Source organism: Salinimicrobium oceani (assembly GCF_012037645.1).
Genome location: NZ_JAAVJR010000294.1, coordinates 1 through 565, shown reverse-complemented (window position 1 = coordinate 565; position 565 = coordinate 1). Strand labels below are relative to the sequence as shown.

Below are 565 nucleotides of genomic sequence, written 5' to 3'. Positions count from 1 at the left end.
CGCCATTCAACTACCTGGCAGATGCAGAGCTTGATAGCTGGTGGCTTGCTAACCTGGTAAACTGGATTTTTATTCTCATTGCAATGGCCGCATTTGTCTATTGGATGAAGCAGTTGAAAATTTTCAACGACCGTAACGAGGAAAAAAAGGATACCTCGGCACATTCATTCCTGGGCTAGAGGTCAAAACCAATATCCTTCCTAAAATACATCTTATCAAAATGAAGTTTTTCAGCATTTTGATAAGATTTTTTTATGGCCTCTTTGAAATCACTTCCAAAGGAAGTGATCGCCAATACCCTTCCTCCATTTGTTAGTGTTTTACCGTGCTCTTCTTTAGTGCCGGCATGAAAAACGATGGAATCTTCCACTTTTTCAAGTCCCGTAATTTCTTTTCCTTTTTCATAATCTTCGGGATAACCGCCGGAAACCAGCACCAAAGTTGCCGCTGACTCCTTCTTTACCTGTAGCTCCACCTCATTCAGCTTGCCGGATGCAGTTTTCTGAAACACCTCAACAAGATCTGTCTCTATTCTTGGCAGTACCACTTCGGTTTCGGGATCTCC

The 565-nt window shown here is 42.5% G+C and carries 2 protein-coding genes; one reads left to right on the top strand and one right to left on the bottom strand.

The window, feature by feature from the left end; all coding sequences use genetic code 11:
• The first annotated feature begins 14 nt into the window (after nt 1–14).
• Nucleotides 15–179: a DUF6341 family protein gene (locus HC175_RS24320; RefSeq protein WP_317172345.1), complete on the top strand. Its 165-nt coding sequence runs from the start codon at nt 15–17 to the stop codon at nt 177–179.
• Here HC175_RS24320 and HC175_RS16800 read toward each other — a convergent pair.
• The coding region (locus HC175_RS16800) for a phosphoribosylglycinamide synthetase C domain-containing protein (protein ID WP_317172344.1) at nt 176–565 on the bottom strand (390 nt) is incomplete at its 5' end. The two genes, HC175_RS24320 and HC175_RS16800, sit on opposite strands and share 4 nt — an antisense overlap.